Source organism: Paenibacillus favisporus, assembly GCF_040545415.1.
GTDB classification, from domain to species: Bacteria; Bacillota; Bacilli; order Paenibacillales; family Paenibacillaceae; genus Paenibacillus_AQ; species Paenibacillus_AQ favisporus.
The window spans coordinates 324,318-348,536 of the sequence record NZ_JBEPLV010000004.1; the positions used below are offsets into that span (position 1 = coordinate 324,318).

Annotated in this window: 21 protein-coding genes; 13 read left to right on the top strand and 8 right to left on the bottom strand. The window is 56.0% G+C overall.

Annotation, left to right across the window (positions count from 1 at the left end):
• The first annotated feature begins 73 nt into the window (after positions 1 to 73).
• From ABID47_RS19295 to ABID47_RS19305, 3 genes are all read left to right on the top strand, one after another.
• Positions 74 to 1,111 (top strand): zinc-binding alcohol dehydrogenase family protein, encoded by a 1,038-nt coding sequence (locus tag ABID47_RS19295; protein WP_354499162.1) that lies wholly within the window; start codon positions 74 to 76, stop codon positions 1,109 to 1,111.
• 105 nt (positions 1,112 to 1,216) lie between these two features.
• Positions 1,217 to 1,660: a winged helix-turn-helix transcriptional regulator gene (locus ABID47_RS19300; protein ID WP_354499164.1), complete on the top strand. Its 444-nt coding sequence runs from the start codon at positions 1,217 to 1,219 to the stop codon at positions 1,658 to 1,660.
• Between the two features lie 81 nt (positions 1,661 to 1,741).
• Positions 1,742 to 2,188 carry a Dps family protein gene (locus tag ABID47_RS19305; RefSeq protein WP_145138775.1) on the top strand — a complete coding sequence of 149 codons (447 nt, stop codon included), beginning with the start codon at positions 1,742 to 1,744 and terminating at the stop codon, positions 2,186 to 2,188.
• Between the two features lie 18 nt (positions 2,189 to 2,206).
• Here the strand turns inward: ABID47_RS19305 and ABID47_RS19310 are convergent, their stop codons facing one another.
• On the bottom strand, positions 2,207 to 4,276 hold the full coding sequence (locus ABID47_RS19310) for a HelD family protein (protein ID WP_354499166.1): 2,070 nt from the start codon (positions 4,274 to 4,276) through the stop codon (positions 2,207 to 2,209).
• Between the two features lie 170 nt (positions 4,277 to 4,446).
• Positions 4,447 to 5,454, bottom strand: coding sequence for a helix-turn-helix transcriptional regulator (locus ABID47_RS19315; RefSeq protein WP_354499168.1), 1,008 nt, complete (start codon positions 5,452 to 5,454; stop codon positions 4,447 to 4,449).
• A 130-nt stretch (positions 5,455 to 5,584) separates the two neighbouring features.
• Between ABID47_RS19315 and ABID47_RS19320 the strand changes: the two genes are divergently transcribed.
• On the top strand, positions 5,585 to 5,992 hold the full coding sequence (locus tag ABID47_RS19320) for a nuclear transport factor 2 family protein (RefSeq protein ID WP_251677937.1): 408 nt from the start codon (positions 5,585 to 5,587) through the stop codon (positions 5,990 to 5,992).
• Positions 5,993 to 6,074: 82 nt separating this feature from the next.
• Here the strand turns inward: ABID47_RS19320 and ABID47_RS19325 are convergent, their stop codons facing one another.
• Positions 6,075 to 6,674, bottom strand: coding sequence for a TetR/AcrR family transcriptional regulator (locus ABID47_RS19325; RefSeq protein WP_251677938.1), 600 nt, complete (start codon positions 6,672 to 6,674; stop codon positions 6,075 to 6,077).
• 163 nt (positions 6,675 to 6,837) lie between these two features.
• Between ABID47_RS19325 and ABID47_RS19330 the strand changes: the two genes are divergently transcribed.
• Positions 6,838 to 8,502, top strand: a complete 1,665-nt coding sequence (locus tag ABID47_RS19330; RefSeq protein WP_354499171.1) for an MFS transporter — start codon at positions 6,838 to 6,840, stop codon at positions 8,500 to 8,502.
• Positions 8,503 to 8,692: 190 nt separating this feature from the next.
• On the opposite strand, the gene ABID47_RS19335 is transcribed toward ABID47_RS19330, so the two are convergent.
• A complete protein-coding gene (locus ABID47_RS19335; RefSeq protein WP_354499173.1) occupies positions 8,693 to 9,946 on the bottom strand; it encodes a peptidase in 1,254 nt (417 codons plus the stop codon).
• Positions 9,947 to 10,172: 226 nt separating this feature from the next.
• Between ABID47_RS19335 and ABID47_RS19340 the strand changes: the two genes are divergently transcribed.
• Positions 10,173 to 10,634 (top strand): GlcG/HbpS family heme-binding protein, encoded by a 462-nt coding sequence (locus ABID47_RS19340; protein WP_354499175.1) that lies wholly within the window; start codon positions 10,173 to 10,175, stop codon positions 10,632 to 10,634.
• Between the two features lie 99 nt (positions 10,635 to 10,733).
• Here ABID47_RS19340 and ABID47_RS19345 read toward each other — a convergent pair whose 3' ends face one another.
• Positions 10,734 to 11,963, bottom strand: coding sequence for an aminopeptidase (locus ABID47_RS19345; protein WP_354499177.1), 1,230 nt, complete (start codon positions 11,961 to 11,963; stop codon positions 10,734 to 10,736).
• A 206-nt stretch (positions 11,964 to 12,169) separates the two neighbouring features.
• Between ABID47_RS19345 and ABID47_RS19350 the strand changes: the two genes are divergently transcribed.
• From ABID47_RS19350 to ABID47_RS19380, 7 genes are all read left to right on the top strand, one after another.
• Positions 12,170 to 13,090, top strand: a complete 921-nt coding sequence (locus tag ABID47_RS19350) for a DoxX-like family protein (protein WP_354499179.1) — start codon at positions 12,170 to 12,172, stop codon at positions 13,088 to 13,090.
• On the top strand, positions 13,087 to 13,731 hold the full coding sequence (locus ABID47_RS19355) for a DUF4166 domain-containing protein (protein WP_354499181.1): 645 nt from the start codon (positions 13,087 to 13,089) through the stop codon (positions 13,729 to 13,731). Before ABID47_RS19350 ends, ABID47_RS19355 begins: the two co-directional genes overlap by 4 nt.
• Positions 13,721 to 15,349 (top strand): YndJ family protein, encoded by a 1,629-nt coding sequence (locus tag ABID47_RS19360; RefSeq protein ID WP_354499183.1) that lies wholly within the window; start codon positions 13,721 to 13,723, stop codon positions 15,347 to 15,349. The genes ABID47_RS19355 and ABID47_RS19360 overlap by 11 nt, the downstream gene beginning before the upstream one ends.
• 96 nt (positions 15,350 to 15,445) lie before the next feature.
• Complete coding sequence (locus ABID47_RS19365; protein WP_116232931.1) at positions 15,446 to 16,570, top strand: GntR family transcriptional regulator; 1,125 nt, start codon at positions 15,446 to 15,448, stop codon at positions 16,568 to 16,570.
• A gap of 213 nt (positions 16,571 to 16,783) precedes the next feature.
• Complete coding sequence (locus ABID47_RS19370) at positions 16,784 to 20,008, top strand: alpha-mannosidase (protein WP_354499185.1); 3,225 nt, start codon at positions 16,784 to 16,786, stop codon at positions 20,006 to 20,008.
• A 200-nt stretch (positions 20,009 to 20,208) separates the two neighbouring features.
• A complete protein-coding gene (locus ABID47_RS19375) occupies positions 20,209 to 20,967 on the top strand; it encodes a 3-oxoacyl-ACP reductase family protein (protein WP_354499187.1) in 759 nt (252 codons plus the stop codon).
• 200 nt (positions 20,968 to 21,167) lie between these two features.
• A complete protein-coding gene (locus tag ABID47_RS19380) occupies positions 21,168 to 21,770 on the top strand; it encodes a TetR/AcrR family transcriptional regulator (protein WP_354499189.1) in 603 nt (200 codons plus the stop codon).
• A gap of 131 nt (positions 21,771 to 21,901) precedes the next feature.
• On the opposite strand, the gene ABID47_RS19385 is transcribed toward ABID47_RS19380, so the two are convergent.
• From ABID47_RS19385 to ABID47_RS19395, 3 genes are all read right to left on the bottom strand, one after another.
• Positions 21,902 to 22,552: an amino acid ABC transporter permease gene (locus ABID47_RS19385; protein WP_076172665.1), complete on the bottom strand. Its 651-nt coding sequence runs from the start codon at positions 22,550 to 22,552 to the stop codon at positions 21,902 to 21,904.
• A gap of 36 nt (positions 22,553 to 22,588) precedes the next feature.
• Positions 22,589 to 23,254 (bottom strand): amino acid ABC transporter permease, encoded by a 666-nt coding sequence (locus tag ABID47_RS19390; protein WP_076172668.1) that lies wholly within the window; start codon positions 23,252 to 23,254, stop codon positions 22,589 to 22,591.
• 72 nt (positions 23,255 to 23,326) lie between these two features.
• Positions 23,327 to 24,208, bottom strand: a complete 882-nt coding sequence (locus tag ABID47_RS19395) for an ABC transporter substrate-binding protein (RefSeq protein WP_076172670.1) — start codon at positions 24,206 to 24,208, stop codon at positions 23,327 to 23,329.
• Positions 24,209 to 24,219 lie beyond the last annotated feature (11 nt).

Below are 24,219 nucleotides of genomic sequence, written 5' to 3' on the forward strand. Positions count from 1 at the left end.
CGCTTACATATTGACGGACACAATGCCATTCAGCTTAACACGATAAATCACATTTATAAGGGAGAGAACAACCATGACGAAAGTAAAAGAGACGATGAAAGCCGTAGGCCTGTATAAGTATTTACCGATTGATCATCAAGAAAGCCTGATTGACGTCGAGCTGGAAAAGCCGGTGCCGACAGGCAAGGATTTACTGGTGAAAGTCCACGCCATCTCGGTGAATCCTGTCGATTATAAAGTCCGTTCGCCTAAAGACCGCGTGGAAAGCGTACCGAAAGTGCTGGGATGGGACGTCGCGGGCGTCGTCGAGCAGGTAGGTCCGGATGTGACGTTGTTTAAGCCGGGCGATGAAGTGTACTATGCCGGCAGCATTACGCGTCCTGGCGGCAACAGCGAATTTCATCTGGTGGACGAACGCATTGTAGGCAAGAAGCCATCCACGCTGGATTTTGCACAGGCGGCGGCGCTGCCGTTAACGACTATTACAGCTTGGGAAAGCTTGTACGACCGGCTTGGAGTCTCCAATAACCAGGCGGACAACAACGGCAAAACCATCCTGATTATCGGCGCAGCCGGCGGGGTCGGATCGATTGCGACACAGCTCTCCAAATATTCCGGCCTGACGGTCATCGGCACGGCTTCCCGGCCGGAATCGGCCGATTGGGTGAAAGGGCTGGGGGCGGACTACGTCATCAACCATTTTGAAGCGTTCCTGCCGCAGCTTAAGGCGGTCGGCATCGAGCAGGTCGATTACATCCTCTGCCTGAACAGCACGGAGAAGCACTGGGCGAACATGGCGGAAGCGATCGCGCCGCAAGGCAAGATTTGCTCGATCGTGGAGACGGATGAACTGCTCAACCTGACCCTGCTCAAGAATAAAAGCGTCACGTTCGTATGGGAGCTCATGTTTACCCGTTCCACGTACCAAACGCCGGATATGATCGAGCAGCACAAGCTGCTGAACGAAGTCGCACGCCTCGTGGATGAGGGCGTCATTCGGACCACCACTAGCGAGACGCTGACACCGATCAATGCCGCCAATCTTCGCAAGGCCCATGCTCTGCTGGAGACCGGCCGTACGGTGGGCAAGGTCGTATTGGAAGGATTCTGACGGGAGCCGCGCGGGGGCCGATTTGCGTGAAGCGGTCATTTGTGGCACTGTAGGATTAGAAGGCAGTACCACATTTGAGGCAAAGATACACGGGGGGTCATGGATATGCCGAAGAATATTTACAACCTGGATTGCAACATTGCGCAGACATTGAACATCGTTGGCGATCGATGGTCTTTGATGATCATACATGAAATTTTGGTCGGTAAAAAAACGTTCAACGAGATCAAACAGGGGCTGGCGACGATCTCTGCGAATGTGTTATCCGAGCGGCTCAGACAGCTGGAGGAGGACGGGCTGATCGTATCCAACCTGTACTCCGCGCATCCTCCACGGTATGAGTATGAATTGACGGAAAGCGGACAGGATATGGAAATGATCTTTCATGCTTTTATCCTGTGGGGAGAGAAGCACCTGGATAAATGTTATAAAAGCCTGAAGCATACCGCCTGCGGCCACGAAGTCGAACTTCGCCATTATTGCCCGCACTGCGAATCGAACGTGGATGACATTACCGTTGTCCCCGTAGAAGACGCCAAGCAGCCGTAACGAACGGCCGCCGCAATAGCTTCTTAGTCAGCCGGATCGCCTAAGGTGGTCCATTACATATAAAGAAGGGATGGATGACAAATGGCAAACACGACAATTACGCTGGAACAGGTATTGAATCAGCAGGTGGCGAACTTCAGCATTCTTTACGTTAAAATCCATAACTACCATTGGTACGTAAAAGGGGAACAGTTCTTCACGCTCCATGCGAAGTTCGAAGAGCTGTACAACGACATTACGCAAAAAGCGGACGACATCGCTGAACGCCTCCTGACGATCAAGGGAAGACCGGCCGCGACGATCAAAGAATATCTGGAAATCGGCACGGTAGCGGAAGCCACGGGAAAAGAGGACGCGCGCGGTATGGTGCAGTCGCTTATCCATGACTTCTCTGTAGTCAGCAAGGAGCTGCAGGACGGGATCCGTTTGGCGGAAGACGCCGGCGACCATCCGACGGCAGATATGCTGATCGGGATGCAGGCGGACCTCGACAAGCACGTCTGGATGCTGGAATCTTATCTTGGATAAAAAAGAAGAGCCCGGGGGCTAATGCTCCCCGGGCTCTTTTAATAACGGCGTCCGTGCCCCGCTGTGCGTCAGCGTCAGCTTATGCATCGCCCGGGTGCAGGCGATATAGAGCAGCGATCGGTCCATCTCGTTCCGGTAGACTTCGCTGTTCACGAAAGGAACGATCACCTCATCGAACTCCAGGCCTTTCGCCAGATGGGCGGACGTGATGATGATGCCCTCGCGGAACTCCTCGCTGTCGAAATCCAGCAGATACAAGTTGTCAAACGCGTCCCTCAGGCTTTGATAGACCTCGTCCGCCTGAGCTTTTGTTTTGCAGACGATCCCCATGGAACGCGACTCGGAATGCACAAATTCCCGGAGGACAGACCGGATCCGCTCCATTTCCTCCTCCTTGTCTTCGCAGGCGACCATCCGCGGCAGCTCGCCGTGCCGCTCAATGGGTACGACGCTGCTGTTGTCTTTGAGCTGCTGGGCAAAGGTCGTTATTTCATAGGTGGACCGGTAGCTCTTTAACAGCTCTACCGTATCCGCGTTCGGGAACACCTTTTTGATCTCGGCAAGGGAAGAGGAGGAGTAAGGATTGACGGATTGGCTGGCATCGCCGAGGATCGTCTTGCGGCAGTTGAACAGCCTGGAAAGGACAGCGTACTGGATGGGTGTGTAGTCCTGCATTTCGTCGACGATCAGATGCTTTACAAAATCAAACGGCGCGGTTCCTTCCCAGTACATTTTCAGGTAGACGAGGGGAAAGACATCCGAATATTCCAGCTTCTTCGGCCCTGCCATGCACAGCAGCTCCGGTCTGCCCAGCCAGTCGTAAAAATCCTTGTACAGCGCCAGCAGGGTTGATGCACGGAACATTTTTTTAACGGCAGTCTTGATTTTGCGAATCCGGGGTGCAGACAGCCTCTGTCCATCCTCGTCCCTGAGGTTTGCCGCCGCCTGGTTTGCGGTCCGCTCGAGCCTGGACAGTACGGGCATCCGGCGGGTGCCGTCATAGATGGCTCGCAGCTCCGCGGCAGAAATCCGCAGTCCGTCGACCTGCACATCCTCCGGCGCAAAATAATGCTGCTCTGCATAAGCGACAAACTCATCCAGCTTCCGGATGAAGTCGGCAGTCGCCTTAAACCGGATGCGTTCGATCATGCCCGGGTCTTCTTGGTCCATCAATACGGTGACTTGCTCGTAGAACGTCTGGAAACCGGCGACCCCTTTGAGCTCCGCTTCCGCCAGCTCCTCGAGGCGCATTTCCATCATATTTTCTTCACCAAGCTCAGGCAGAACGCTCGAAATATAATCGGAGAACACGTTGTTCGGCGAGATGATCAGCACGTTTCTTGACGTCAGTGTTCCCTTGTAGCGGTACAGCAGGAAGGCGATACGGTGCAGGGCGACCGACGTTTTTCCGGAACCGGCCACGCCCTGAATGATGAGCTCATCGGAGGTTTCATTGCGGATGATGACGTTCTGCTCCTTTTGAATCGTGGCGACGATGTTTTTCATCTTTTCGTCCGTGGTGCTGCTGAGCTCCTTCTGAAGGACGTCGTCGTCGATGTTGATCGAGCTTTCGATCATATATTCCATGCGGCCGTCCCTGATTTTGTACTGCCGCTTCACCGTCAGCTCGCCCTCGATCCGCCCCAGCGGGGCGGTAAAATAGGCGGGCCCGACGCCGAAATCGTAAAACATGCTGGCGACCGGCGAGCGCCAGTCGTAAATCAGATTCGTATGCCCGTCCGTCCCGGCAAAGGAATGAATCCCGATATAATAGGCATCAGCTTCATTTAGGCCATTTTCCCGAAAGTCTACCCTGCCGAAATAAGGAGACTGGTACAGCTTATGGAGCTTCCGCTCCTTGTCGATGGCTTTCTCGCCCGAGTCGATCTGAAGCGAGATGTCGACCTTGTTCGCGGCCCGTTCCGCGGGATCCAGCTGGGAAATGTTTTCCCACATATATTTTTTCGCCTCGATGACGTCGCGGTAGGAAGCGGATATTTTCCCGCGGATGTCTTCCAGCGCCCGCCCCAGCTTGTCTGTCATCGCTTCGGCATAACGCCTTTCATCGGCTTCGCTTTGGTTCAACATCTTAGACCCTCCCTGTGAAAGAATAAGTCTAAGTATAGAAAAAATCCGCCAAAAATATAGACTTATACTTCCGGCTGTAGTATTATAACTTGCACGTGGGTCCAGAAATACTTATACGACACCACTTTACAGCATCAAAGTAATTAATGGGATAAACTACAGCCAGGTCCTTAAGGGGCCTGGCTTTTTGGTATGTCCGTTACCTGCCTGGATTCAGATTCCGGTTTGCGCTCCGCGTACTGCTGCTGCATGGCGGCCAGCCGGCCGTTAACCCATTCCCGGGCTTCGGGTGGCTCCATAATGACCGCTTCGGGCCCCAATATCCAGACCATATCGGCAAAGAACGCCACGTCCTTCCGGGGAATGGATATGTCGATCCTGCCGCTGCCATCGGGCTCGCACTCGATATAAGGCTGAAGACGGCCGTTCCCCTCCAGCATTCGGACGCCTTCCGGAGTCAGTCGGACGATGAAGTCCGTTTTCGGCGCCTTCTTCAGTTCCTCCTCATTCCAGTTAAACACCGTTTTCTCATCAACCTCGTCAAGGCAGCAGACCTCTTCATTCAGCACGGCCGAGCGGATGCGGTCCGCCCGGAACAGGCGATACGCTTTGCGGGTAAAGCAGTAGGCAGGGCAGTACCAGTATCCTTGGTCCGAGTAGAGGCCGATCGGCTGAATGACTCTTTCGTCCGCGGATGTGCCGGATTGATAGACAATGGTTGCGGCGCTGCGACTCATAACCGCCTGCAGCAGCACTTCCAGACACTCGGCCGGCATGCTGCGCCGCGGGCTCCAAATCGCCATTTTACCGGTTAAGCGGCGGATTCTCTCTTTCAGGTCCGGCGGGAGATAGTGATAGAACTTGTCGAGGGCGGAAGCGGCCGCTTTACCGAACGGGACGGAGCCAAAATAAGCCAGCGATTGGGAGGCGAAGAACAAAGCGGTCGCTTCGCTTTCGGTAAAAGCGATCGCGGGCAGCAGCCGCTCGTTTAACAGGCGGAAACCGCCGCCGCGTCCTTGAACGGAGTACACGGGGATGCCCAGCTCGCCAAGCTCGATGAGGTCCCTGGATATGGTCCGCTGGGACACGCCCAGCTCATCCGCAAGCTCGCGGAGAGTGAAATTTTTCTTGGCATTGACGAGCATGATAAGCCGGATCAACCGCTGGGATTTATACATCGGCGTCCCGTCCTTTCATTTTTTTCTCAAGTGTATCACAAAAACAAGACAGCACCTGTCGTGTTTAAACGATATGATGAGTTCATAAGAATTGGAAAGACTTAATTCACCCTATAGAGGAGGATGCTGTATGGAACCAATGGAAAAAGGAAACGAGCGCAGTCTGCAAGCGTTTAATGCTTTTCGCCGGGCGATTGAGGAAGGGGATACGGGGGCGTTTGAAGCGCTGGTGACCTCTGATTTTGGTTTTATCGTGCCGATCCCTTTTGAGGAATGGCAGGGAGAGCAGAGGGGAACCGGGAGGTTCCGGGAATTGGTCGAGCTTGAACGGGCAAGCATGAGTGCCAAACTAACGCCGGTCATCTGCGTAGAGCAGGAGGAGACCGGGATCGTTATCTTTCAAGCGGAGGGGATCTTTAACGAAATGCCGTACACGAATGAGCTGGTGATCGTGTTCCGTTTCGAGCAGGAACGGATCCGCTCCTTCCGGGAGTATGTGGGCGTCACTTCCCACCTGCTTGCGATAGCGAAGTCATAAGGCATGAAAACGGGCAAGGCCGGGAATAAGCACGAAGGGTGCCCTCGGTCTTGCCCGCATGTTTGCTGCCCGCGGCGCCATATTATTCGGTTGTCCGGCGGGACGGGTTGGGCTCATCAAACTGCCGGTCGATCAGCACTTGGCAGGCGTTCAGAAAATATTCGGCATGGTAATACCCCTTATCCATGTAGGCACTCATCATGGCGCCTTCCTTCAGCAGCTGAAGCTGGTAAGTGAGCTGGACCGGGTCGCGGGCGCCGGCCTGGCGGGCAATATCCTCAACATTTTTCCAAAGGTTGGAGCGGTATCTCATGGCTGCCTGGTGTCCGGGATGGTCCTCATCCGGAAACTCGACGATGGCGTTCATAAAAGGGCAGCCGCGGAATCGGGAGCTCTTCATCCGTTCAACCAATTCCTCCAGGAGGGCGTAGAGCTGTTCCTTGGGCGAATCGGGGAACTGCCGCTTTATTTCTTCAACGGCTTCCATCCTGGTCTTGGAACGCAGCTCCAAATAGGCCACAACCAGATGGTCCTTGGTCGGAAAGTTGCGGTAAAAGCTGGCCTTTGCGACCCCCGATTCCTCAATGATCCGGTCGATCCCCACGGCACGCACGCCTTCACTATAAAATAAATCGGACGCCACCTTCAGTATCCGTTCTTTGGCGGATTCCTTCTTGGTCATTCTAATCACCTGTTCCTGAATAAGGTAAATTCGCTGTTGACATGAGACAGATCTGTCTGTATCATACGATTATCAAACGAGACAGATCTGTCTCATTTATTTTAATGGCTGATTCCGGCTGCTGTCAAATATCCGGATCCGCCAGAGGAGGATGAAGCAAGCGATGAACCAACCGGTCAATTCCATTCCCGCGCCTCTTGCGCAGGCGGCGGCTGAGCCGCGCCAGAGGCCGCGTTTAATGCTGGCGGTGATGCTGCTGTCCGTATTTATGGCCGTAGCGAACATTTTTATCATCAATGTGGCAACCCCTTCGATTCAGCGGGGGCTTCACGCCGATTTCTACGGCGTACAGTTCGTCGTTTCGGCCTACACCTTGTCCTATGCCGTGGCCCTGATTATCGGCGGACGGCTGGGCGACCGGTACGGACGGCGGAAGATGCTCCTGATCGGCGTGGCCGGCTTTACATTAACATCCTTGTTATGCGGCATTTCGGGCAGTGTCGGTGTGCTTACGGCCATCCGCGTGCTTCAAGGCTTTAGTGCGGCACTGATATCGCCGCAGGTGCTGTCGCTCATTCAGGCGCAATACCCGCCGGAGAAGAGGGGGATGATCTTCGGGCTGTATGGCGCAGCCCAGGGATTGGCCGCTTCGACCGGCCAGCTGATCGGCGGTTTGCTGCTCGGCTGGAATCCGTGGCATCTCGACTGGCGGCTGGTCTTTTTCTTCAGCGTCCCGATCGGGTTGATCATCCTGGCCATGGCTCCGTTCGTTCCGGAATCAAGGGATTCGGACCGCTCGCGGATGGACTGGATCGGTGCGGCCGTGGCGGCGGCAGGACTGCTGCTCCTCGTGTATCCGCTGGTCCAGGGACAGAAGGAGGGGTGGCCGGTGCTGCTCGTCATCAGCCTGATTCTGTCCGGCCCTGTCCTCGCCGTATTCGTATGGACGCAGCGCAGGCTGCTTGCCAAAGGACGCCGGCCGTTTATGAACGTAAGGCTGTTCGGCCAGAAAGCATTCAGCTTGGGCCTGGCCGTGATCTTTCTCATGATGACCGCTCAAGCCGCCTTCTTTTTGATCACGGCCTATTTGCTGCAAATGGGGCATGGATTCAGTGCCCTGAAATCCGGATTGATCATCCTGCCCATGGGCATCGGGTATTTCCTGGCCTCGCTGTTGTCACCGAAGCTGGCGGGCAAAATCGGAGCCCACGTTCTTACCGTCGGTTCGGTGCTGACCTCCGTCGGCTATTTCGCGGTCGCGCTGACGATCTGGGCCACCGGGTGGTCGCCGAACGTATGGTTCTGGCTGCCGGCTCTGGTCCTGCTGGGCATAGGCCAAGGCTTTATCGCCGCGCCGCTGACCAATGTGGTGCTGTCCAAGGTAGAGAAGCAGGATATCGGGTCGGGCTCCGGCATTTTGACGACGGGGATGCAGCTCGCCTCTGCCATCGGTATCGGCCTTATCGGAATCGTCTGGATGAGCTCATTAAGCCATTATGCCAATCAGGCGGAGGCGCGGACCGAGCTTGAGCTGCGGCAGCATCTGACATCCTACGCCTTGTCGGAGGAGCAGGGACAGACGGCGCTGGCCAGGCTGCGCGATTGCTTCCCGGCAGCGGCCGGTCAGGCACAGGCGGCTCCCGGCGCATGCAAGGTTACCGCTTCCGCTGCCGGGGGTGCCGAGAGGCTGGTGGCGGACGGCGTATCGCAGTCGAATGCGCGCAGCTACACGAGCGCCTTTATCCTCAGCATGACGGTGCTCGGATTCTACACGATGCTGATCATTCCGATGACGGTCGCTCTCGCCGGGAGAAAGCGGAAGAGCTGAAGGCGCAGCGGACGAACCGGCAAAGGATTCAAGATCGTCCGAGGCTCGCCAATTATCGGATGAACGGGTCCCGCCTGTGAATCAGGCAGCCCTAAGTTATACGTTCTTACCTCCCAAAAAACCCTGCCGATTCTTCAGGAGAATCGGCAGGGTTTAGGCGCTTTTATGCAAGCTGCGTTATACGTTGATATTACTTAGGCTGTACCGTATCGGCGTCCGACGTCACAATGATCGCTTCGGCATTCGTGATGCCGGGAATCGATTTGGTCATGATCGGAGAATGATAGGCGATAATTTTGGTGCCAGGGCGAAGCTTGGTATCGCCGCCCATCGTTGGGATGACCGGCGTATCTTTCGAGATGTTCAGAATGACGTCGTTGTCGATGGAATCATCGGAACCTACGTTTACATAGACCTGATCGGCTGAAGCCCGGTCCGATGCTTTAACGGTACCTTCAATTTTGACCGTTTCCGCTTTCTTCACCACGATTTTGCCGGCATGCGTCTGGGCCGGATAAATCATCGTCATGATATCGCTGTAGTACGCGTCCACGCGGATATCCGCCTTCAGGGCATCCTTGGTCAGCGCCTTGCCGTCTTCGTCGACGATTTGGGTTTTGTCATCAACGGAGAGGATGACGTAGTTGACGCCGCCCTTGTCATGCGCCTTGCCGACGACCGTCACTTTGCCGTCTGCCGTATTAGTGACGATGCCGTCTGTGCCAGCTTTGAGTTCCTGATCCGTATTGCCGGTTTCACCGCTTCCGGTATCTTCCGTGTTCACGATCACATAATTCGTTCCGGCTTGAGGCGGCAGGCTCATGGCCACTTCAGGACCATAGAAAGCTCGGATGCTCGTGCCCTCTTTAATGTCGCCGCTGGTCAGCGCCTTGCCGTCCTGGCTGAGGATGGTGGCTTTATCGGCCAGGTGCAGAAGAATCGTGTCCTCATTAGAGGTGTAAATATCGGTTCCTTTGACCAGGATGCCGTTCTCTCTCACTTCGGATACTGTTCCGTCAATGGCGGTAAAGCTCTTATCCTGAACGACGAGCGTCAGCGCGGTACCGCGGGCCGGAAGGCTTTTCGTAATATTCGGTCCATAGAACGCCTTCACGACTTTTTTCTCATCGATCACGGTTTTCAGGGGAACGCTTTTCCCGCGGGCATCGATGATCTTGGTCTCCGGCGTAATGGCCAGGATGATCTGGCTTTGATCGCTTGGAGCCAGCCCACGTCCCGTAACTGTAACGAATTTGCCGGTCTTGTCGTTCACGAAGTTCGTGATTTGTCCCCAGGTGGCAGGAACCACTTTGGTCTCATTTTGAACCTGGCCTTGTCCGCTTTGAGCGGCTGCGGGCGGCACCTCTTGGGCGCTGGCCGCAACCGGAACGGCTGCCAGAGCGAAAATTGATGCGGTTGCCAATACTTTGTAAATTTTGTTCATCTGTCATTTTCCTCCTCTATATGGCGTTCTTGCGAGTGCGGATCGGAATGTTTCACCGTGCATGCAATTGGTAAATGATGCTTGCTCTTCATAGTTCCTGACGAGGCGGTCATGCCAAATGTTGCACATTGCAGGCAAATTCACAGCGTTCTCCGTCCAATAACACGCTTATGGGCTGGCGGCCATACAATGGGGAAAGAACATTGAAGCTGGAGGTAGCCTGAACATGAAAATGACGCTGAATCTTGCCAAAATGCTGCTCGAAGCAGCCGAGAAAAAAGCCAAGGAAATGGGGCTGGCGGAGGACATCGCCATCGTGGACGACGGCGCGAACCTGGTCGCCTTTCACCGGATGGACCACGCCCGGATCGGGGGCATCGATATCGCCCAGAACAAAGCGTGGACCAGTGTGGCCCTGCAGATGCCGACCTCGAATCTGACCAGAACGGCTCAGCCCGGGCAGCCTTCCTTCGGGATCAATACGACGAATCAGGGCAGGGTGGTCATTCTGGGGGGAGGAATCCCGTTAAAAGCAGGCGATGTCATCATTGGGGGCATCGGGGTCAGCGGAGGGACGAGCGAGCAGGATATCCAGGTGGCGGAGGCCGCCGTGCAGGCCTTTGAGCGATGGATGCAGCGGTCGGACCTTCGGAGCATCTCGTTTCGGATTGGATCGAATCAGTCGTAAAGGCTGCTCTCGCAGCACGGCTGGAATCGATGACAAGAAAAAAACCTCCATCCGGCCTGCATGGGAGGCGGGTGGAGGGCTGTGCTTAACTTCGGTGGATCAGAACGCCCAGTTACCCTTACGGAATACAGGTTCCCTTTGGCCGTCCGCCGTGATGCCGTCGATGTCCATGTCCGCAGAGCCGATCATGAAATCCACGTGGATCATGCTGTGATTTAGCCCGGCACGGTCAAGCTCTTCCCGGGTGAGCGAGGTTCCGTTCTCGATGCAGGTCGGGAAGGCTTCGCCCAGGGCCAGATGGTTCGATGCATTTTCATCAAATAGCGTATTGAAGAAAATAAGCCCGGTCTCCGAGATCGGCGAGTGATGCGGCACAAGCGCGGCTTCGCCCAAATAGCGGGCCGACGCGTCCATGTCGAGCATGCCTTTTAAAAATTCGTAACCCTTCTCCGCCGTAAAATCGACGACTTTACCGTCTTCAAACGTCAGGCTGAAGTTCTCGATCAGGTTTCCCTGGTAGCTGAGCGGCTTGGTGCTGCGGACGGTTCCCCGGGTCCCTCCCCTGCGGGGCGAAGTGAACACTTCTTCCGTCGGAACGTTCGGGTTGAACTCATTGCCCGCTTCGTTTCGGGCGGTACCGCCGTTCCAAACATGATGCTCCGGAAGCTCGATCAGCAGGTCGGTGCCCGGAGCTTTATAATGAAGCTGCTTGTACTGCTTGCGGTTCAAATATTCGCGCTTGCTGCGCAAATTCGCATTATGCTCGTTCCAAGCCTGGATGGGATCGCCGCCGCTCACACGGGCAGTTTGGAAGATCGCCTCCCACAGCGCCTCGACCGCGGCTTCCGGTGCCAGGTCCGGGAAAACCAGCTTCGCCCAGGCTTCGGACGGAACGCCGATAATGGACCAGGTCATTTTGCTTGCGGACATATACTCCCGCCACTTGGAGAGTGCGGCGCTGGCCGCTTTGGAATGAGCTGAGATCCGCTTGGGGTCCACGCCTTTCAGCAGCTCGGGATTGGCCGATTCGATAAAAAGAAATGCCCCGTCATTCTCGGCGAATTCCTGAACCCACTTTGCTCTCCATACCGGATACTCCTCAAAAGCCTCGTCAGGAGCGAGATGGTATTTCAGCTGTGTGCTGATTTCGTCCTGCCACTCAATATGAACCAGCTTCGCCCCGGCTTGATACGCTTGCTTGGCGATCATGCGCACGAATTCCGGCACATGGATCGGAGCGCTGATCCACAAGGACTGCCCCGGCTGAATATGAACCGCAACATGGACGGCGAGCTCGGCGTATTTTTCCAAACGGTCTAAAAAACTCATGGACTTTTTCCTCCCCAACATCGGCAGATTATAACAATCTATTAAGGATTCGCCCTTTCTTCGCCAGTTCCTTCCAGATTTCGCGCCGCTGGACGCCTCCAAACAAATTCCATCGGTGTATGATCTTGTCTAAACAGGAGGGAAATTAGAAGGACATCAGGCTTTTTCCGCGAATTAGGAAGGGAGCAAAGCAAGGGGGAGACGCCATGAAAAAGCAACGGCCCATCTATGTGCAAATCGATATCGACACAACGATGGATAAGCTATGGGAATATACCCAGAACCCGGATTTGCATACCGTATGGGATGCCCGGTTTACGGAAATTTCGTATTTGCCGCGGGCACAGGATGAGCCTCAACGTTTTCGGTACCGAACCCGGATCGGCATGGGCATCGATATTGCAGGCGAGGGAGAATCGGCGGGACAAGTGGAGAAGGAATCCGGGGACCGGGTCTCCTCGCTGAAGTTTTGGACGCATGACCGGCTGTCGCTAATCCGAAAGGGCAGCGGGTATTGGAAGTATACGAAGAAAGACGGCGGTATCGGCTTCGAGACGCTGTACCAATATGAGTCGGCTTTCGGCGCGGCGGGGCGTCTTGCCGATGCCTACCTGTTCAGGCCGCTGCTCGGATGGGCGACGGCTTGGAGCTTTGACGCGTTAAAAATGTGGCTGGAGCAGGGATTTCATCCGAAGCTGCTGCTCCAGCGCTTTCTCACGTACTGGACCGTGTGCGGGGTGATCGCCTTTGTATGGCTATACCACGGCCTCGTTCCCAAGCTAATCATGGCCCATCCGGACGAAATTCGCATGATGGAAGCCGTAACCGGGAGCATGGGCAGCGGTGTGGCGATGATCCGGATGGTCGGCATTCTGGAAATGCTCTTTGGACTCGTGTGGCTGCTGCCGCTGTATAAGCTGAAGCGCCCGCTGTTTATTCTCCAGATCGTTGCCATCTGCGGTCTGACCGTCTCTGCGGGGATCGGGGACATCGGCAGTTTCGTTGCCCCGTTTAATCCCGTGACACTAAACGGTATGCTGATCGTCCTGTCGCTGATCGGCTACGGGAACAGCCGACATCTGCCCAGCGCCGCCCGCTGCCGCCGAAAGAAGGCAGGTGACCTATGAAATCGATCTATGAACAGGCGCTCGGCGATACCTATCAGCTGCTGCATCCCAAGCTGCAGGAGCGTTACCGGCTGACGGGAGATGCGGTGTTTACCGGGGCCGGCCGGATGGAGGAAATCAGCGGCGGTTCGTTCGCCGTACGGGCCATGATGGTGCTGGGCATTCGGGCCCGTCTGTTCTTTCCCGAGCGGGGCCGGAACATCCCTTTTGTTATCCACAACAAAGTATCCCGGGATGCAAAGGGCCAGGAGACGGTATATTGGGATCGGACGTTCGATTTCCGGGGTAAAAAGCGCCATTTCGATGCCGTGATGAAATGGGACAGTGAGGAGGAGCAGATCCTGGACTTGTTCGGCAAGCCGGCGCTGCTCGGCTCCTCCCTGTCCCTCCACGTGGACGACAAAGGAGCTATGCACATCTCCTCCAGAAGCCAGTGGCTGCCCCTGTTCGGCATGCGGATCCCGCTTCCCCGGGTTTTTCACGGGGCGGCCCAGATCGTGGAGTCCTACGACGAAGAGCGGCAGTGCTTCCGGATTCGGGTACATGTGCGCAATCCGCTGTTCGGCACCCTTTTCGCCTATAAGGGGAGCTTTACGGGGACAAGGAAAGACGGGAGCGGAGGAAGCCGGAATGAAGCGTAACGCATGGTTCGGATTGCTGCTGTATGTGATGTTTCTCGGCGTCAGCGGGCGGCAGCTTCAAGTGCTTGAAGCGGTGCTGATGCTGGCGGTGCTGGTGCTGGTACCGGGTTTCCTGATGCTCGTCGATGCCCGCCTGCGAAACGGGAAAACGATGGCTTTGTACAAAATCATGACGATCCTTTACCCCCCGGCTGCCGTCTGTGCGGCACTCTCCTTCATGGGAGATATCCCGCTGTTATGCCTTCCCTGGGTGGCTTTTACGGTGATTACGGCGCTATATGGGCTGAGACGGCTGCTGGAGAGGGGGCTGCATCCGCTTGCTGAAACCGCGGTGGATTTCGGACTGATGTACTTGGCCGGGGGCGGTTTCTGGTTCCTGGCTGCGTCGCTGCATTGGCGTATAATGGATTTTTCGGACGTGCTCATCATGCTGACAGCCGTTCATTTTCATTACTCTTCATTTATTATCCCGATCCTGGCCGGGCTGCTGGGGCGAAAAATAACGGTTGGACGGAAGCTGTACTTAACCTCGACCGTCATCATCATGCTGGCCCCGGCCGGCATTGCGCTGGGCATTGCTTTTTCCACCGCCCTTGAGTTCATTCTGGTGGCGGCGTACCTGGCTGCCCTGTACGGCTACGGACTGCTTGTTTTCAAAGCTTCCTTTACCCGGCGGGAGGCCAAATACCTCATATCTTTTTCGGCGCTCGTATTGATGGTGACGATTCTGTTCTCCCTGATTTACGCAGCCGGAAGGGCGATGGGGTTCGGAAGCCTCTCGATCAACCGGATGATCTGGATTCACGGCTTCACAAACGCGGTAGGCGTAGCTCTTCCGTCGCTTGCGGGCTGGCTGCTGGAGGGAAACTTCCCGAAGGAGAGCTATTATGGCAAACCGGTAAGCTCCATCACCGGCGGAAGGCATATCGGGCGCCACTTCTTAAGCAGGAAAGGACTCCTTGACGAAACGGCATCCTACTCAGGGCTGGTCGACCGGATCGACGGGTTTGACTCCGCCTCATTCCGCGCCCGGAGGCTGTCGCCCGTCATTCGGGATTTCTACGAGCATACCGATCAGTACGCGATGCGGGCCGACATCCGCTGGGCCGGGTGGTTTAGGCCGCTGGCTGTGGTCTACCAAGTCATCAGCCGCCGGATCGGGCAGATCCATCTTGGCACATTCAAAGGGTGGCAGGGGATGTACGGCCGGGTTCTTCCGGTGGCGTCGGGCAGGGACGGCAGGCAGCGGGTTCGCGCCTGGCAGCGCTTGAACGGGAAGGGGGAGGCGATTTTCATTGCGCTCTATTCCCTGCATTGGTTCGGAGACGAGCCCTACATGAATATCGCCCTGCCGCTGCCGGGCGCCAATATGACCGGGATGCTGCGCCTGTATAATGAAGGCTCCGGGCTCGTCTTGACCAGCGCCCACAGCCCGGCTCACCGGGGCGATGAGGGCATTTACCTGCATGCTTCATGGTTCACGATCCGTTTGCCCCTGAAGGAAACCTTCTGGATCCGGGAGGGGGAGTCCGGACAGCGGCTGACGGCCCGCCACCGGATGTGGATTTTCGGACTCCGTTTCCTGGATATCCGGTACGATATTCAGCGGTCCGGATAAGACCGCGGCTGGGCAGCGGCGTTGACATGTATGTCCCATGGGATATAATGCTAAAAGGAAGATGACCGAAAGATCAGGTATTGGAGGATTATTGTCATGAGCCAGGACAGGGAGCCGCTGTACATTCAAATACAAAACCATTTCAAGCAGTTGATTGCTTCCAGGCAGCTGAAGGAAGACGACCGGATTCCGACGGAGAAGGAGCTGATCGACCAGTTTCAGGTGAGCCGGATCACCGTGGCCAATGCGCTGGCCGAGCTGGCGGGCGAAGGCTGGATCTACCGGATTCCGGGCCGGGGAAGTTACGTCAAGGGCGTGCCTGAGAAGTACATATCGGGTAATCCGGTCTCCCTCGTTTCTGAGGCCAAATCGTCGTCGGCTCCTAAGATCGGGCTCGTGTTTCCTTCCATTGAAGATTATTTTGCCATCCAAATGGTACGGGGGATCCGCAGCGCGCTGTCGGGGAGTAAATACTCGCTGGTTGTCATGTTCACTTACAATTCCAAGGAACTGGAGAAGGAAGCGATCCGCGAGCTCCGCAGCACGACGGACGGGCTGATTATTTTTCCGGTGGATGCCGAGGTGTACAGTGAAGAAATTATCGCGCTGAAGATGCAGAATTACCCGTTCGTCCTCCTGGATCGGCATCTGCCCGGCGTAGAGACGAACGTGGTCCTGTCCGATCCGGCTCTGGGTTCCATTCTGGCGGTGGATCATCTGTGGGAGCTGGGACACCGGAACATTGCGATATGCTCGGATTCTCCAATACCAACGGTGACGGTCGATGAACGGATTCAAGGATATAACGAAGCGCTGAAGAACAAGGGCGCGATGATCAATCCTGCTTTGATCCTTACCGACTTCAGTATCCCAACGGGGCGTTCCCGTACAGATCATCCGCTGTACCGCTTCCTCAAGAGCCGGATGGCGACGGCGTTTATCGCGCTGAACTGCAAGCTTGGGGTCAACCTGTGGTCCATGGCCAAGGAATTGGGGCTGGATGTCCCGGGTGACCTGTCCATCGTCACCTTTGATAACCCGAGTCCCATGCTCGAAGAGCTCAGCGTATTTACGTATATCGATCAAAGCGAGGAAGAAATGGGGCGCGAGGCGGCTAGCCTGCTGCTGGATATTTTGGAAGGGAACATCAAGGACGTCAAGTACACGAAGCGGATTTTTAAACCCCGTCTCGTCATTCACCATACGACAGGCCCGGTATAACCAGAGGAATCGAGAAACGGCATTTCTTGAAACAAGAGATGCTGTTTTTTTTGTTTTATATTAAACATAAATGCTATATTATATATATTAATACGAGCAAAACTTATTGCCGATGTGCTGTAACCGACGAAGCAGCAATTTATTACTCCGGAAATTCCGGGAGCATGCATGGCCGGAGACGGAAGGATGCAGAAGGGGAAAAGGTGATCATCCATGAGATTTATGATTGAAAAGCTGGAGCGGCGCATTCAGGAGCTGGCCGGGCTGAGATACCGGGACCGCAAGCCGCTGGAGAACATGCATATCGTACCGGATGTGGAGAGTTTGGCGGAAGCGAAGGCCGCCGCAGGCAGCCAGCCGGTCGTGAAGGTAGGGGACCGCTGGGGAGGAAGGGACCGCTATGCCTGGTTCATCGCCGACGTGACGTTTCCCGCATCGTGGCGGGCACAGGACGTTGTAGGACTGATTAAGCTAGGGGAAACCGGCGGGGGCAACTGCAGCGGGTATGAAGGCCAGGTATACCTGAACGGGGAGCCGGCGCAGGCCGTGGACCGCAACCATGCCGAGCTGTTCTTCCCGGCGCAGGCTGTGGACGAAGGCCGCGTGGAGCTGGCCATCCGCGCATGGAGCGGACTGACCCCACCGAACGGCAGTCATATGCCGTTTGATCACCGGGTTGATGTGCTGGAACTTGCAGTGCTGGATGCGGCGACCGACGATCTGTACTACACGGCGCTGCACATGCTGCAGACAGTGAAGCTGCTGGACGAACGCGCCTTGGAGAAGCAGGCGATGACGTCTGCGCTGGAGGAGGCGTTCCGGCTGCTGGACTGGAGCGCGCCGGGATCGGACCGCTTCTACGCCTCCACCGAGCAGGCGCTGTACGTGCTGAAGGAGCGGCTTGAGGCGATTCCGCGCGGCCCGCGGCCGCAGATCACCGCGGTCGGCCACTGCCATATCGACGTCGCCTGGCTGTGGCGGCTGAAGCATACCCGGGAGAAGTCCGGGCGCTCGTTCTCGACGGTGCTGACGCTTATGGACCGCTTTCCGGAGTATGTTTTCCTTCAGTCCCAGCCGCAGCTGTACGCTTATTTGAAGAAGGATTTTCCGACGCTGTACGAGAAAATCAAGGATCGCGTGAAGGAAGGCAACTGGGAAGCGACCGGGGCGATGTGGCTGGAGTCGGACTGCAACATTCCTTCCGGGGAGTCGCTGGTCCGGCAGCTGCTGACGGGCAAGCGCTTCTTCAAGAGGGAGTTCGGCGTCGACAACCGCGTCTTATGGCTGCCGGACGTGTTCGGATACAGCTGGGCGCTGCCGCAAATTTTGAAGAAGAGCGGCATCGACTACTTCATGACGACCAAAATCAGCTGGAGCCAGTACAACCGCTTCCCGTACGACACGTTCATGTGGCGGGGCATCGACGGAACCGAAATGCTGACGCATTACATCACGACCCCGGACAACGACGGCAGCTGGTTCTATACGTACAACGGCAACATCACCGGCTCCTCGATTCAGGGACTGTGGGATAACTACCGGCAGAAGGACATCAACGAGAACCTGCTGCTCGCCTACGGCTGGGGCGACGGCGGCGGCGGTCCGACCCGGGATATGCTCGAAGCGGCCCGCCGTTATGAAGATATGCCAGCGGCGCCGCAGGTCAAGCAGGGCGGAGCGGAAGCATTCTTCGAACAGCTGGAGGAGCGGGTCAAGTACGATCCGCAGCTTCACTTGTGGGACGGGGAGCTGTATCTGGAATACCATCGCGGCACCTATACGTCCCAGGCTTATAACAAGCGGATGAACCGCCGGATGGAGCAGCTGCTTCACAACGCGGAATTCGTGAACGCGCTAGCGCTGATGCTGAATCCGGGCTATGCCTATCCGGCCGCAGGCCTCGCGGACAGCTGGGAGATCGTGCTGCGCAACCAGTTCCACGACATCATCCCGGGCTCGTCGATTCACGAAGTGTATGAGGACAGCCGGGTCGAGTACACTGAGGCCGAGCAGCTGGCCGTGCAGGTGTTGGAACAGGGGCTGTCGCAGTTTACCGCCGAGGGCCGCGGAGAAGCGGGCGCACAGCCGGACTCCGCCAAGGCGGAAAGCAAAGGCTTCCCTGTCCGGATTTTCAATCCGCTCGGCTGGGAACGCTCTTTCGTCAGCGAAGTTTCCGTGGAAGGGGCCGCACAGATGGTGTGGTATTCCGCAGCCGGAGAAGAGCTGCCGTCCCAGAACATTCCAGCGCAGGAGGGTGAAACCGCCCGTGTACTGGTTACCGTGAAGGACGTGCCGGCCTACGGCTACACGACCATTTACGGCCGCAGCGGGGGATCGGGCATCCAAGATTCGGCTTCCGCTGCAGCGGCTAAGACGGATTGGCAGATCACGGGAGACATCGTGGAAACGCCGTTCTACAGTATCCGCTTGAACGAAGCCGGTCAGCTGGTATCGCTGTACGACAAGCAGGCGGACCGCGAAGTGCTGAAACCGGGCGAGCCGGCGAACGTGCTGCAGGTGTTCGAGGATAAGCCGATGGCGCACGACGCCTGGGACATCGATATTTTCTACCAGGAAAAAATGCGGACGGTCGAGGACCTGAAGGAACTGACGGTCCTGGAGGAAGGACCCCTGCGCGGCGTGATCAAACTGGTGTATGCGTATCACAACTCCACCATCGAGCAGCGGTTCACGGTGTACCGGGACGACCCGCGGATCGATTTTGTGACCAAAGTGGATTGGCACGAGCATCAGCAGCTGCTCAAGGCCGCCTTTCCGGTCGACATCCGTTCCACCAAGGCCACTTACGAAATCCAGTTCGGCAACGTGGAGCGTCCGACCCACTGGAACACGAGCTGGGATTACGCCCGGTTCGAATCCGTGGCGCAGCGCTGGGTGGACCTCTCTGAGGGCGGTTACGGCGTCAGCCTGCTGAACGACTGCAAATACGGGCATGACATCCGCAACCATGTCATCCGCCTCAGCCTGATCAAGTCCGCCGTCTATCCGGACGGAACCGCCGATCAGGGTGAGCATGAATTTACGTATTCGCTGTATCCGCACCGCGGCGGGTGGTATGAAGGCGGAACCCACCAGGCGGCCTGCGGCCTGAACACGCCGCTGCTGGCCGTGCCGGTACAGGAAGGCATTCTGCCGGAGGCGCTTGGCCTGGTCAAGGTGAATCAGCCGAATATTATGATCGACACGGTCAAAAAGGCCGAGGACAGCGACGATATCGTCATCCGCATGTACGAATACGGCGGCATCCGCACCCGCGCCCGGGTCGAGCTGGACCCGCAGGCCGGTGCGGTGAGCACGGCGGCCGAGACGAATTTAATGGAAGAAGGCGGCGAGCCGTTGAGCGTATCGGGCAATGGTACGGAGCTGCGCTTCAAGCCGTACGAAATCAAAACGCTGGTGGTATCGCTGGCGCGTTAATGAAAGAGGGAGACCCGGAGGGTCTCCTTTTTTTAGTCTAGCCGCAAAATGATCCAGGATCATCCGCTCAAAAGGCATTCCTGCTCTCCGCTAATGCGTATAAAATTGCTGCTTGTAATTTTGAACCGAATGGTTTAAAATCACCTCATACTTAATTATGGACCGGAAGGTTCAAAATAAAAATGAGAGGAGTTTTACATTTGAATTCGACAAGCACAATGAATAAACCCTTGGCGGGCAAAAAGGCATTGGTTACCGGAGGAGCTCGCGGTATTGGCGCAGCAATCGTGAAAAGGCTAGCAGGAGACGGTGCATCGGTTGCTTTTACTTATGTCAGTGCGCAAAGCAAGGCAGAGGAACTGGTACAAGAAATTAAAAGCGCTGGTGGTCAAGCTTTGGCGATTCACGCGGACAGCGCCGATGTCAGGGCAGTAAAAGGAGCCGTCGAAGAGGCGATCCAAGCATTCGATGGTATTGATATTCTTGTAAATAATGCCGGCGTTACAATGTTAAAGCCTTACGACCAGTTTACCTTTGAAGAGTTTGATCAAATGGTGGCAGTTAATCTGAAGGCAGTATTCGCTGCCGTTCAAGCGGCCGCTCCGCAAATGAAACAAGGTGGCCGCGTCATCAATATTGGTAGTGTTGCCGCCGAACGCAATCCATTTCCTGGAAACAGCCTGTATGTCTCGACAAAAGCCGCGATAGCCGGATTGACACGGGGGCTGGCGCGCGATCTGGCGCCACAAGGCGTTACAGTCAATAACATTCAACCGGGGATGATCGATACGGATATGAATCCTGCAAACGGCCCCTACGCCTCAGCCGTAAAAGAGATTCCGCTGGGGAGACACGGAAGGGCATCAGAAATTGCAAGCATGGTGGCTTATATTTCTTCGCCTGAAGCCGGTTATATTACCGGGGCAAGCCTGAATGTCGACGGAGGCGGAAGCGTCTAACCACCAGCGGTTTCCCACGAGTGGCCGGATGAACGTGGAATTAGTTATGTAGGCAAATAGATTCAAACTGTCTGAAGATGGAGTCGCCGTCGATCTTCCCGGGCAGTTTGGATCTTTTTTATATTTTCCGAGACCATTGCAAATTCCAAGCCGTGTAGTAAAATATCACTTATCTGATTTAAGAAAAAGGTGGGATGGTTATGGCAGTCGGACGTCCTCGGGCTTTTGACATTAAACGAGCGCTTGAGAGTGCTCTGGAGATTTTTCGGCAAAAGGGATATGAAGGGACTTCGTTGTCCGACCTGACCGAAGCCATGAAGATCAACCGATCAAGCTTTTATGCGACCTTCGGCAGCAAAGAGAAACTGTTTCACATGGCGTTTGATTTATATATGAAAGAAGGGCCGATTCAAGCCTCATTGGCTGCACTGAACGAACCGACAGCTCGATTAGTCATCGAGAAACTTCTTCGTGCAACGGCGGATTCGGTTGTCAATCCCGATTATTCTCCGGGCTGTTTAACGGTCAAAGGAGCCCTTGCTTGCAGCGAGGAATCTGATCCAATCAAACAATTGTTGACCAATCTACGTGTTCAAATCGAAAAAGCGCTAAGCACCCGGTTGGAACAAGCCAAGCAGGATGGGGATTTGTCCGAGCATGCCGATCCTGCCGCCCTGGCCCGGTATGTCGCAACCCTTGTAGCCGGCATGTCGATTCAAGCTGTGAACGGGGCCAGCCGTGAAGATCTCGAAGACGTGATCACCATCGCTTTGTTTGCATTGACGGCAAACCCGGCTTCCTGAAGCAACGGAGTCAGGGGCGGAGCAAGCTGCTTGCTACTTGAGTCTATACGCCTCAAACCTAAGCAAGCCCAGCCTCACCCATGAAGGGGGAGAGCTGGGCTTGTTTTCTTTGTCCGGGCCGAGCAGCCGTGTCAGAGCGTCTTGGCCTCCAGCCGCCGGGCGATGATCGAGAGAATGTAGTTCACGATGAAGTACAGGGCGGCGGCGAAGATGAGGGCCGGGATGACGTAGTTCGGGCTGTGTCCCTGCAGAATCTGCACGTTGTGCATGAGCTCGGGAAGCGAAATGATGACGGCGAGCGACGTATCCTTGAGCAGCGAAATAAACTGGCTGACCAAGGGCGGAACCATGCGGCGCAGCGCCTGCGGCAGAATGATATGCCGGAGCGTCTGCATATAGCTCAGCCCCGAAGAGCGGGCCGCCTCGATCTGTCCCCGGTCAACGGAATTGAGCCCGCCGCGGACGATCTCCGAAATCATGGCCCCCTCAAACAAGGTCAGGCCGACGACCGTCGCCCAGAAGGGGGACATCTTGATGCCGAGCTGAGGGAGCACGATGTACATGAAGAAGATGATCAGCAGCAGCGGCAGGTTCCGGATAATATCGACGATGGCTGCGACAATCCGGGACAATACGGGGATTTTGGCGTAACGCAGCGTCCCGAGAACGGTTCCCAGCACGAAGCTGAACACAATGGACAACACCGCGACCTCGATCGTAACGAGGAACCCCTCAAGCAGAAACTTGACGTTGGGTAGGGAATAGGCACCTATAAAATCCATGGCGGCATCTTCTCCTCTTGCCAGAATAAAGCCCCTTTATCGGTCAGCCGAGCGGAAACGGCGTTCCATGTAATGGACCGCAAAGCTGAGCGGAAGCGTAAGCACCAGGTAAAAGACGGCGACGATCGTATACACGGTCAGGGGCAGGAAGGTGTCGGAGTTGATCAGGTCGGCGTAATACATCAGGTCCATCCCGGTCACGACGGCCAGAATGGACGAATTTTTAACGAGATTAATAAACTGGTTGCCGATGGCTGGCAGCACGATCTTGATCGCCTGGGGCAGCACGATGTGAAGCATCGTCTGGATGTACGACAGTCCCGTCGCGCGGGCGGCCTCGGTCTGACCGGCCGGTACGGACTGGATGCCGGCACGGATGGCTTCCGCGATGAAAGAGGCGGTGTAGACCATCAGCCCGAGCGTCCCTGAGGTAAAGCCGTCCAGCGGCAGTCCGAGCGACGGGATTCCCAGGAAAAAGAAAAACACGACAAGCAGGAGCGGGATGTTGCGGATAAACTCAACATACACCGTTCCGATCACATTCAGGGCCCGGATCGGGGAGATCCGCATCACGGCGATGATAACACCGAGTACGAAGCTCCCGATCAAGGCGAGGACGCTGGCTTCGATCGTGTGGATAAAGCCTTCGGCAAAACGGTCCCAGTGGTTAAACAAGACGTGAATGTCAAATTTGCCCGGCATGGCCTTCGTCCTTTCTTAAAGGTTTTCAGGGCTCCCCGCAGCGTGCCGGGAAAGGCAGCGAAAGCCAAGTCCCTACTCGGGTTTGACACCCATCCACTGCTCATACAGCTTGTCGTATTCGCCGCTGTCCTTCATTTCCTTGAGCAGATCGTTGACGGTTTTCACAAACTCGGCGTCGCCTTTTTTGATGGCGATTCCGTAAGGCTCGTCGGTGAAGGTGCCGCCGACCAGCACGTAGTTCGGATCCTGCTTTTGCATGCCGAGCAGGATGGCGTTGTCGGTCGTCAGGGCTTCCCCTTGGCCGGCTTTCAGCGCGGTAAATGCGTCCTGATAGTTTTCAAACTCCAGCACGGTGGCGTCCGGCGCCTTTTCGCGGATGTTTTTAGCCGAGGTGGAGCCTTTGACGGTCAGCACCTTCACGCCTTTTTTCAAGTCCTCCAGGCCTTGGATGGCGCTGCCCTTCTTCACGAGCAGGGATTGACCCGCTTTAAAATAGACGTCGCTGAAATCGACCTGCTGCTTGCGCTCCTCAGTGATGGTCATCGTGGCGACGATGAGGTCGATGTCCCCGTTCTGCAGCAGCGGAATGCGGGTTTTGGACGTTACTTCCTTCAGCTCGATCTTGGTTTCATCACCGAGTATTTTTTTGGCTAGCGCCTTGGCGATGTCGATGTCAAAGCCCTCTACCTTTCCGGAAGTCGGGTCTTTCAGCCCGAACAGCTTGGTGTCGTATTTCACGCCGGCGATAAGCTTGCCGCGGGCCTTGATCGCTTCCAGCGTACCACCCTTGGCGGCCGTGTCCCCGCCGTCGTCCTTGTTTCCGCTTGCGGTCGTGTCGGTCGAACCGCCGCCGGTCGCGGCCGTGGGCTCGCTCTTCGAGCCTCCGCAGGCCGTGAACACCAGGCACATCGCCAACAGGACAAACGCAACACTCCACCTCAAAGGTTTTTTCATGAATTCAATAA

Bases quoted from the DNA above. Each gene is read 5' to 3' on its own strand.
- ABID47_RS19360 (WP_354499183.1), top strand. From the start codon at position 13,721: ATGAAGCGTAACGCATGGTTCGGATTGCTGCTGTATGTGATGTTTCTC.
- ABID47_RS19355 (WP_354499181.1), top strand. From the start codon at position 13,087: ATGAAATCGATCTATGAACAGGCGCTCGGCGATACCTATCAGCTGCTG.
- ABID47_RS19365 (WP_116232931.1), top strand. From the start codon at position 15,446: ATGAGCCAGGACAGGGAGCCGCTGTACATTCAAATACAAAACCATTTC.
- ABID47_RS19325 (WP_251677938.1), bottom strand. From the start codon at position 6,674: ATGACCAAGAAGGAATCCGCCAAAGAACGGATACTGAAGGTGGCGTCC.
- ABID47_RS19295 (WP_354499162.1), top strand. From the start codon at position 74: ATGACGAAAGTAAAAGAGACGATGAAAGCCGTAGGCCTGTATAAGTAT.
- ABID47_RS19380 (WP_354499189.1), top strand. From the start codon at position 21,168: ATGGCAGTCGGACGTCCTCGGGCTTTTGACATTAAACGAGCGCTTGAG.
- ABID47_RS19305 (WP_145138775.1), top strand. From the start codon at position 1,742: ATGGCAAACACGACAATTACGCTGGAACAGGTATTGAATCAGCAGGTG.
- ABID47_RS19330 (WP_354499171.1), top strand. From the start codon at position 6,838: ATGAACCAACCGGTCAATTCCATTCCCGCGCCTCTTGCGCAGGCGGCG.
- ABID47_RS19320 (WP_251677937.1), top strand. From the start codon at position 5,585: ATGGAACCAATGGAAAAAGGAAACGAGCGCAGTCTGCAAGCGTTTAAT.
- ABID47_RS19335 (WP_354499173.1), bottom strand. From the start codon at position 9,946: ATGAACAAAATTTACAAAGTATTGGCAACCGCATCAATTTTCGCTCTG.
- ABID47_RS19350 (WP_354499179.1), top strand. From the start codon at position 12,170: ATGAAAAAGCAACGGCCCATCTATGTGCAAATCGATATCGACACAACG.
- ABID47_RS19315 (WP_354499168.1), bottom strand. From the start codon at position 5,454: ATGTATAAATCCCAGCGGTTGATCCGGCTTATCATGCTCGTCAATGCC.
- ABID47_RS19300 (WP_354499164.1), top strand. From the start codon at position 1,217: ATGCCGAAGAATATTTACAACCTGGATTGCAACATTGCGCAGACATTG.
- ABID47_RS19395 (WP_076172670.1), bottom strand. From the start codon at position 24,208: ATGAAAAAACCTTTGAGGTGGAGTGTTGCGTTTGTCCTGTTGGCGATG.
- ABID47_RS19385 (WP_076172665.1), bottom strand. From the start codon at position 22,552: ATGGATTTTATAGGTGCCTATTCCCTACCCAACGTCAAGTTTCTGCTT.
- ABID47_RS19345 (WP_354499177.1), bottom strand. From the start codon at position 11,963: ATGAGTTTTTTAGACCGTTTGGAAAAATACGCCGAGCTCGCCGTCCAT.
- ABID47_RS19370 (WP_354499185.1), top strand. From the start codon at position 16,784: ATGAGATTTATGATTGAAAAGCTGGAGCGGCGCATTCAGGAGCTGGCC.
- ABID47_RS19310 (WP_354499166.1), bottom strand. From the start codon at position 4,276: ATGTTGAACCAAAGCGAAGCCGATGAAAGGCGTTATGCCGAAGCGATG.
- ABID47_RS19390 (WP_076172668.1), bottom strand. From the start codon at position 23,254: ATGCCGGGCAAATTTGACATTCACGTCTTGTTTAACCACTGGGACCGT.
- ABID47_RS19340 (WP_354499175.1), top strand. From the start codon at position 10,173: ATGAAAATGACGCTGAATCTTGCCAAAATGCTGCTCGAAGCAGCCGAG.